Here is an 8,065-nt window from a genome sequence, read left to right as displayed (position 1 = left end):
ACCCCGATCACCCGCACGCCACCCCCTCGCCCCGGCCATCCCTCACCCCGTCGACCCGCGACCATCTCCCCTCGTGCAGAAGCCAACCCACGCATTAGTCAGCGGACCCGGTTATCCGCTGCCGCCGGGGTTCTTCGCTGGTATACGAACGGATAACCCTAAGAGGAGTGGATATCCGCTCGTGTGTGACGGAGGGTGTGGTGGCTGAGCGCGCCCTGCGTCGGCCGGCGGTTCGCGGCGGCGACCGGTTCGCGGCGGCGAGTGGCTGGTGGTGGCGGTTCGTGGCAGCGCGTAACTGGTGGTGGTGGTTCGTGGCAGCGCGTAACTGGTGGTGGTGGCGGCGCGTAGCTGGTGGTGGCGGTCGCGGCGGTATGTCGCTGGTGACGGCGGGTGGCTGGCGGTTGAGTAGGTGGCGGCCGGTGGCTAGCGGCGGTGGGCGATGACGGTGATCTCGTTGCGGTTGTGGTGCAGTTGGCGGGCGTGCAGTACGTCGTACCGCTCGCCGAGGACCTGGAGGCCGCGACGGGCGCCGTCCAGCGGGTTGCGACCGCCGCCCTTCAGCGTGACGATCGCGAGGCCGCCGCGGCGCAGGTGATCGGCCGCGTCGAGCATCATCCGCGCGCTCGTCACCTGGTCCATCCGCATGTCGTTCACGACCACGTCGAAGCGGACGGTGTTCGCCGCGAAGAACCGGCCGGCTGTCGTCGCCTCGTGATGGATCCGGCGGTCCCCACGAAGCCGCGGGTCGAGCGAGCCGGGATCGACCGACCACACCTCCTGACCGTGCCGACGCAGGATCCGCGTCCATCCACCCGGCGAGGCGCCCAGATCGACGGCCTTCCCGTGCGCCGGCAGTTCGAGCCCGAAGGTCGCGATCGCCTCCTCCAGCTTGAACTCCGACCGCGACACCCGCTCCTCACCTCGAGCCAACCGCATCCGCCCACCCGGCCAGTCCGACAGGCTGTCCTCGCGCCGGTTCAGCCCGAGCAGCACCGCCTTCCGCGTGCCGACACACGAGACGACGTACTCCTGACCGGCCCGCGTCACGGTCACCCCGCGACCGGTCAGCGCCTCCTCCAGCCGGTGGTACGACGACCCGCCGGTGCCCGCGCCGTCGGTCCAGGCCTGGACGGCCAGCGCCTTCGGGTACTCGGGCAGCTCGCCCAGGACGAGCGCGGCCAGTTCGTGTTCCGGCGGCAGTTCCTCGAAGCTCGCGATCTCCACGGTCAGGTGCCGGACGAACATGATCCGCCCCGTGTCGCACGCTGCGGCGACCTCCCGTACCGACGGCCCGTCCATCCGCCCGAGCTCCGCGCCGACCCGCTGGATCCGTACGTCGCGCCCGAATTCGCCCCGGATCTCCCGGACGGCCAACTCGTAGCTGTCGGACGCCGCCGAGAACAACACACTCCTGCCACCGCTCACCCGGGAACCCTACGCGTTAGCCTTCCGGGCGTGGAGGAACTGAGCGTCGACGTGCTGCGGGCCTGGGCCCGGACCGCCCTGGCCGATCTCGCGCGGGCGCGGACCGAGATCGACGAGCTGAACGTGTACCCGGTTCCCGACGGCGACACCGGTACCAACCTCTACCTGACCTGGGAAGCCGCCTGCGACGCGCTGCCCAAGGGCGAGCTGACCTTCACCGAGGCGATCCAGGCGTTCGGCCGCGGCGCGCTGCTCGGCGCCCGCGGGAACTCCGGGGTGATCACCTCGCAGCTGATCCGCGCCTGCGGCCTCCGGCTCGACGAGAACCTGCCCCACGACGCGAAGACCCCGGGCGTTCTCACCGATCTCCGGATGAGTGAGGCGGCCGCCTTCGCCGACGCGCTCAAGTACGCCGCCGACGCCGCGTACGGCGCAGTCGCGCAACCGGTCGAGGGCACCATGCTGACCGTCGCCCGCGCGGCCGCGACCGGCGCGATGACCGCGGCGAACGACGGCAAGAGCCTCGCGGACGTCTGCCTGGCTGCCGTCGCGTCCGCCCGCCAGGCCCTGAGCCGGACGACCGAGCAGCTCGACGTACTGCGTCGCGCGGGCGTCGTCGACGCCGGGGGAGCGGGCCTGGTGGTCATCCTCGGCGCGATGGAGTCCGTACTCACCGGGCGGCACGTGCGCGTCGACGTACCGGCGCGGGTCGAACCGCAGGGGGACGGCGCTGAGAGTCAGGAGGGGCCGGCGTACGAGGTGATGTATCTGCTCGACGCGCCCGACGACAAGATCGCCGACTTCCGCCAGGCGCTGGCCGGTCTCGGCGACTCGGTCGTCGTGGTCGGCGGCGACGGGTTGTGGAACGTCCATGTGCACACCGACGACGTGGGTACGGCGATCGAGCACGGCATCGACATCGGCCGCCCGCACCGGATCCGGGTGACGCATTTCGACGACCAGTTGCATCACCACGAACCGGCGCCTGGTCGCGCGGTGATCGCGGTCGTCGCCGGGGACGGGCTGGCCGAGCTGTTCACCGAGGCCGGTGCCCGGATCATCCGCGGCGGCCCCGGCCGGCGCTGCTCGACCGGCGAACTGTTGCAGGCGATCGAGCAGTCGCAGGCGCCCGAGATCGTGATCCTGCCCAACGACAGCGATTCGATCGCGGTCGCCGAGGCCGCTGCGACCGCGGCCCGCCAGGACGGCGTCCGGGTCGCGGTGATCCCGACCCGCGCGCAGGTGCAGGGCCTGGCCGCGATCGCCGTCCACGACCCCGGGCGCAGCTTCGACGACGACGTCGTGCACCTCTCCGCGGCGGCCGGTCAGACCCGGCACGGCGCCGTCACCATCGCGGTCAAGGACGCCTGGACGATGGCCGGCCGCTGCCGGATCGGCGACGCGCTCGGCGTGGTCGACGGCGACTTCGCGCTGATCACCGAGGACCTCGAATCCGCCGCTGTCGCCGTCGTCGACCGGCTGCTCGGCGGCGGTGGCGAGCTGCTCACGATCGTCACCGGCCGCGACGCCGACCCCGCGCTGGCCGGGGCGGTCGAGCGACACGTCCGCCGGCACCGCAAAGATGTCGACGTCATGGTGTACGACGGAGGGCAGGACAGGTACCCGCTGCTCATCGGGGTGGAATAACGGTGTGGAACAAACGGTGGTGAGATGAAGTCCGACATGGACCGCAAGCTCCGCGACTTCGTCGGGGCGAAGGCGGCCAAGAGCCTCGCCGAGGCCTTCGGGATCGAGACCGTCGGCGCGTTGCTGCGGCACTATCCCCGGCGGTACCTGAAGAAAGGCGAGCTGACGCCGTTCGACGAGCTCGAGGTCGGCGAGCTGGCCACGATCAGCGGCCGGGTCAAAAGGGTGTCCGCGCGGACGCTGGACACCAAGCGCGACATCGCGCCCGAGGACGCCCACAAGTTCCGCAAGCAGCGGACCATCACCAAGGTCGTGGTCACCGACGGCCGCAACGACATCGAGCTCGCGTTCTTCAACCAGCCCTGGCTGGTGACCAAGCTGACCCCCGGCACCGCCGCCCTGTTCTGGGGCGAGGTGACGATGTTCCGCACCACCATGCAGCTGAAGAACCCGGGGACCGAGGTGCTCGAGGACGAGAACCTCACCGAGGCCGAGATCGAACGCCGGGCCCGGCCGTTCCGCCCGATCTACCCGGCGGCCGCGAAGTTGCCGACGTCAACGATCGAGCGGGCGGTGAAGATCGTCCTGGACAGCCTCGACGATCGGGTCGACGACCCGATCCCGGACCTGGTGCTGCGCAACGAGAAGCTGCTCGGTCTGCGTGCAGCCCTGCAGAAGGTACATCTCCCGGACACCGAGAAGGACATCCACGACGCGCAGCAGCGGTTCCGGTTCGAGGAGGCGCTGGTGATGCAGACGATCCTCGCCCAGCGTCGAGCGGTCACCGACTCGCTGAAGGCCGTGCCGCGGCCACGCGTTCCGGGCGGTCTGCTGGACGCGTTCGACGAGCGGCTGCCGTTCGCGCTGACCGAAGGGCAGACCGAGGTGGGCGAGGAGATCTTCGCCGATCTGGCCCGGCCGCACCCGATGCACCGGCTGCTGCAGGGCGAAGTCGGCTCCGGCAAGACTGTGGTCGCGCTGCGGGCGATGCTGTCCGTCGTCGACAACGGCGGTCAGGCAGCGCTGCTCGCACCGACCGAGGTGCTCGCGGTTCAGCATCACAAGACGCTGACCAAGTTGCTCGGCGACCTGGCCGAGCAGGGCATGCTCGGTGGCGCGGACAACGCCACGAAGGTCGCCCTGCTCACCGGTTCGCTGAACGCGGCGTCCCGCCGTACGGCGATGCTCGACGCCGCGAGCGGCGCCGCCGGGATCGTGGTCGGCACGCACGCGCTGCTCGAGGACAAGGTCCAGTTCGCCGACCTCGGGCTCGTGGTGGTCGACGAGCAGCACCGTTTCGGTGTCGAGCAGCGGGCGGCGCTGAGCGCGAAATCCGGCGACAACACCCCGCACGTGCTGGTGATGACCGCAACGCCGATCCCGCGGACCGTCGCGATGACCGTGTTCGGTGATCTGGCGGTCTCCACGCTGACGCAGCTGCCGGCCGGCCGGTCGCCGATCCAGTCGTCCGTGGTCCCGGCCAAGGAGCGGCCCGACTGGCTGCAGCGGGCCTGGGCGCGGGTCCGTGAAGAGGTCGGCAAGGGCCACCAGGTGTACGTCGTGTGCCCGCGGATCGGCGACGAGGTCAAGAACGCCGCCGACGAGGAAGGCGAGCTGGTGGCCGGCGACGAGGAGGGCAAGAAGCCGTCCCGGCCGCCGATCTCGGTACTGCAGGTGTCCGAGGCGCTCGCGCAGATCCTGCCGGATCTGCGTGTCGAGGTGCTGCACGGCAGGCTGCCCGCCGACGAGAAGGACGCGGTCATGTCCCGGTTCGCGGCCGGTGACATCGACGTCCTGATCGCGACCACGGTGATCGAGGTCGGCGTCGACGTACCGAACGCGTCGACGATGGTGATCATGGACGCCGACCGGTTCGGCATCTCGCAGCTGCACCAGCTGCGCGGGCGGGTCGGGCGCGGCAAGGTGCCTGGGCTCTGCCTGCTGGTCACGGACCTGTGGACCGGTTCGAAGCCGTACGGGCGGCTGGACGCGGTCGCGTCGACGACCGACGGGTTCGAACTGTCCCGGATCGACCTCGAGACCCGGCGCGAGGGCGACGTGCTCGGTGTCGCCCAGTCCGGCCGGCGCAGCAGCCTGAAGCAGCTCAGCGTGCTGCGCGACGAGGACGTCATCCTCGCGGCCCGGCACGTGGCGCACTCGATCGTCTCCGTCGACGCCGACCTGGCCGAGTATCCGGCGCTGCGGGCAGCCGTCCACGACGCGCTGGCGTCCGAATCCACCGAGTACCTGGAGAAGACTTGACCCGAATCATCGGCGGGGCCGCTGGTGGCAGGCGGATCGACGTACCGGCGGGGAGTGGGACGCGGCCGACGGCGGATCGGGTGCGGGAGGCGCTGTTCTCGTCGCTGGAGTCGGAGTTCGGCAGCTTCGACGGGCTCGCGGTTCTCGACCTGTACGCCGGTTCCGGCGCGATCGGGCTGGAGGCGCTGTCCCGAGGGGCCGCGACGGCCGTCCTGGTCGAGTCCGACCGCAAAGCCGCCGACGTGATCGCCGGCAACATCAAGGCCGTCGCCCTGCCCGGCGCGAAGCTGCTCACCCGGCCGGTCGAGAAGGTGGCGTCCGGCGCGCCGCCGGCGGTGTTCGATCTGGTCTTCGCGGACCCGCCGTACAAGCTGGAAACCACCGAGCTCCAGGACGTGCTCGCCGAGCTGGCCGCGCACGGCTGGCTCGCCGACGACGCCGTCGTGGTCGTCGAACGCGGTAAGCGCGAGCCGTGGGACTGGCCCGCGGGGTTCGCCGCGCTGCGGGACCGCAAGTACGGCGAGGCGCGGCTTTGGTACGGTCACCGCCATGGCTAAAGCGGTCTTCCCGGGGACCTTCGATCCGCCCACCGTCGGGCACCTCGACATCGTCACCCGGGCGGCGGACGCCTTCGACGAGCTGATCGTGGCCACCGGCGTGAACCAGTCGAAGAACCGGCTCTTCGGCCCGCAGGAGCGGATCGAGATGCTCACCGAACTGGTGGCGCCGTTCCCGAACGTCCGCGTCGGCAGTTTCGAGGGACTGCTGGTCGACTACTGCCGCGCCGAGGGCGCCGGGGTGATCGTCAAGGGCCTGCGCTCGGCCGCGGACTACGACTACGAGCTGCAGATGGCGCAGCTGAACCGGCGGATGAGCGGCGTCGACACGGTGTTCCTGCCGACGGCTCCGGAGAACGCTTTCATCTCCTCCAGCTGGGTCAAGGAGATCGCCCGCCTCGGCGGCGACGTCAGCACCTTCGTGACACCGGCCGTGCACACCCGGCTACTGAACGCGCTCTGACAGCTCGCCGACCAGCCCCGAATTGGGCGGTACGCCGGGGAGTTGGTAGTCTTGACAACCGGTCTCGACGAGACCGAGTTCATGCCTGCCCACGCTGAAAGGTTTGCTCTGAGCGTCTTGGACCCGCGGTCCCCCCTCGTGATCGACACGCACGAGCTGACACGCCGCGCCGGGTCCCAACGCGAAGTCACCTTCACGGCGCCGGCGCCGGTAGATCTCGGGATCGACGTGATCGGCGTACCTCAAGACGATCCGATCCAGTTCGATCTTCGGCTGGAATCAGTCGTCGAAGGGGTGCTCGTCACCGGTACGGCCCGTGGCCGTCTGGTCGGGGAGTGCGCGCGGTGCCTGGTCGATATCGAGGACGAGTTCCTCGCTGACGTCCAGGAGCTGTACGTCTACCCGGAGAGCGACGCCGAGCCGGACGAGGCCAGCCGGATGGAGGGCGATCTGATCGACCTCGAGCCGGTGCTGAGGGACCAGGTGGTGCTCGCACTGCCGTTCCAGCCGTTGTGTACGGACGACTGTCCGGGACTGTGCCCCGACTGCGGGGTGCGCCTGGCGGACGAGCCCGGCCACACGCACGCGGAGCGGACCGACCCCCGCTGGGCCGCCCTCGGCGGACTGCTCGACACCACCGAGCGGGACAACTGAACAGCTCCACCGCACCACCCGCAGTATCGAGCACTATCGAGCAGTACCGAACACGTCAGACCGAGCTAACCCAGATGCCGGCCGGGTCCACCAGCCTCCGGCCGAACCGAGGAGTCATAACCGTGGCCGTTCCGAAGCGGAAGATGTCGCGCAGCAACACCCGTAGCCGCCGGGCGCAGTGGAAGACCAGCGCCCCCACGCTCGTGACCTGCGTGAACCCCGCCTGCCGCGCGAAGCACCTGCCGCACACCGTCTGCCCGAACTGCGGCCAGTACGGCGCCAAGGGCGAGCGTCGCCAGGTCGTCGAGAGCTAAACGGCACCAGTCAGTGAATTCGGTCAACGAAACGGGGCTCTACGCCGAGCTGAACCAGCGGCTCGGCGTATCGCTGGCTGACGAACTACTGGAGCACGCCTTCACCCACCGCTCGTACGCGTACGAGAACGGTGGGCTGCCGACGAACGAGCGGCTGGAGTTCCTCGGGGACTCCGTGCTCGGCGTCATCGTCACGGAGTCGTTGTTCCGGAACCACCCGGACCTGTCCGAGGGCCGGCTGGCCAAGCTACGGGCCGCGGTGGTCAACATGCGTGCGCTCGCGGGTGTCGCCCGCGAGCTCAAGCTCGGCAAGTACCTGCGGCTCGGCCGCGGCGAAGAGGCCACCGGCGGTCGCGACAAGTCGTCGATCCTGGCCGACTGTGTCGAGGCTCTGATCGGCGCCGTCTACCTGGACCGTGGCTTCGAGGTCGCGGGCGGGGTGGTGCACCGGCTGTTCGACGACCTGATGGAGTCGTCGGCCCGGCTCGGCGCCGGCCTGGACTGGAAGACGTCGCTGCAGGAGCTGGTCGCCCAGCTCGGTGTCGGCGTCCCCGAGTACGTGATCGCGGAGTCCGGGCCGGACCACGCGAAGACGTTCGAGGCTCGGGTCCGGATCGGCTCCGACACCTACGGTCACGGCATCGGCCGGAGCAAGAAGGAAGCCGAGCAGCAGGCCGCCGAAACCGCCTGGAAGGCCCTGCGCGCCGCGCATCCCGACAGCGTCGACCCCTCGCAGGCCTGAC

The 8,065-nt window shown here is 70.2% G+C and carries 8 protein-coding genes; 7 read left to right on the top strand and 1 reads right to left on the bottom strand.

All coding sequences use genetic code 11. From position 1 onward, the window contains the following. Positions 1 to 423: 423 nt before the first annotated feature. Positions 424 to 1,425, bottom strand: coding sequence for an SAM-dependent methyltransferase (locus AB0B82_RS22795; RefSeq protein ID WP_360171839.1), 1,002 nt, complete (start codon positions 1,423 to 1,425; stop codon positions 424 to 426). A gap of 30 nt (positions 1,426 to 1,455) precedes the next feature. Here AB0B82_RS22795 and AB0B82_RS22790 point away from each other — a divergent pair, with 30 nt between their 5' ends. The 7 genes from AB0B82_RS22790 to rnc all read left to right on the top strand — a co-directional run bounded on the left by AB0B82_RS22790 (position 1,456) and on the right by rnc (position 8,064). Then, positions 1,456 to 3,072 carry a DAK2 domain-containing protein gene (locus AB0B82_RS22790; protein ID WP_360171836.1) on the top strand — a complete coding sequence of 539 codons (1,617 nt, stop codon included), beginning with the start codon at positions 1,456 to 1,458 and terminating at the stop codon, positions 3,070 to 3,072. 24 nt (positions 3,073 to 3,096) lie between these two features. Next, positions 3,097 to 5,334 (top strand): ATP-dependent DNA helicase RecG, encoded by a 2,238-nt coding sequence (recG, locus tag AB0B82_RS22785; protein ID WP_360171833.1) that lies wholly within the window; start codon positions 3,097 to 3,099, stop codon positions 5,332 to 5,334. Next, complete coding sequence (gene rsmD, locus AB0B82_RS22780) at positions 5,331 to 5,891, top strand: 16S rRNA (guanine(966)-N(2))-methyltransferase RsmD (RefSeq protein WP_360171830.1); 561 nt, start codon at positions 5,331 to 5,333, stop codon at positions 5,889 to 5,891. The genes recG and rsmD overlap by 4 nt, the downstream gene beginning before the upstream one ends. Further along, entirely contained in the window at positions 5,884 to 6,354 is a 471-nt protein-coding gene (gene coaD, locus AB0B82_RS22775) for a pantetheine-phosphate adenylyltransferase (protein WP_360171827.1), read from the top strand. The genes rsmD and coaD overlap by 8 nt, the downstream gene beginning before the upstream one ends. An 81-nt stretch (positions 6,355 to 6,435) precedes the next feature. Further along, the gene (locus AB0B82_RS22770) at positions 6,436 to 7,008 is read left to right on the top strand and encodes a DUF177 domain-containing protein (RefSeq protein WP_360171852.1); all 573 of its coding nucleotides are present in this window, start codon (positions 6,436 to 6,438) and stop codon (positions 7,006 to 7,008) included. A gap of 122 nt (positions 7,009 to 7,130) precedes the next feature. Beyond that, positions 7,131 to 7,322 (top strand): 50S ribosomal protein L32, encoded by a 192-nt coding sequence (gene rpmF / locus AB0B82_RS22765; RefSeq protein ID WP_360171824.1) that lies wholly within the window; start codon positions 7,131 to 7,133, stop codon positions 7,320 to 7,322. Positions 7,323 to 7,335: 13 nt separating this feature from the next. Then, entirely contained in the window at positions 7,336 to 8,064 is a 729-nt protein-coding gene (gene rnc / locus AB0B82_RS22760) for a ribonuclease III (RefSeq protein WP_360171821.1), read from the top strand. The last annotated feature ends 1 nt before the right edge of the window (position 8,065 follow it).

This window comes from Kribbella sp. NPDC048915 (assembly GCF_040649595.1).
Lineage (GTDB): Bacteria > Actinomycetota > Actinomycetes > Propionibacteriales > Kribbellaceae > Kribbella.
Note: the sequence above shows the minus strand (reverse complement) of the source record. Positions and strands in the feature narration are given on the sequence as shown.

Excerpts from the sequence above, each read along its gene's own strand:
- recG (WP_360171833.1), top strand. The coding sequence starts at position 3,097 with ATGAAGTCCGACATGGACCGCAAGCTCCGCGACTTCGTCGGGGCGAAG.
- coaD (WP_360171827.1), top strand. The coding sequence starts at position 5,884 with ATGGCTAAAGCGGTCTTCCCGGGGACCTTCGATCCGCCCACCGTCGGG.
- AB0B82_RS22770 (WP_360171852.1), top strand. The coding sequence starts at position 6,436 with ATGCCTGCCCACGCTGAAAGGTTTGCTCTGAGCGTCTTGGACCCGCGG.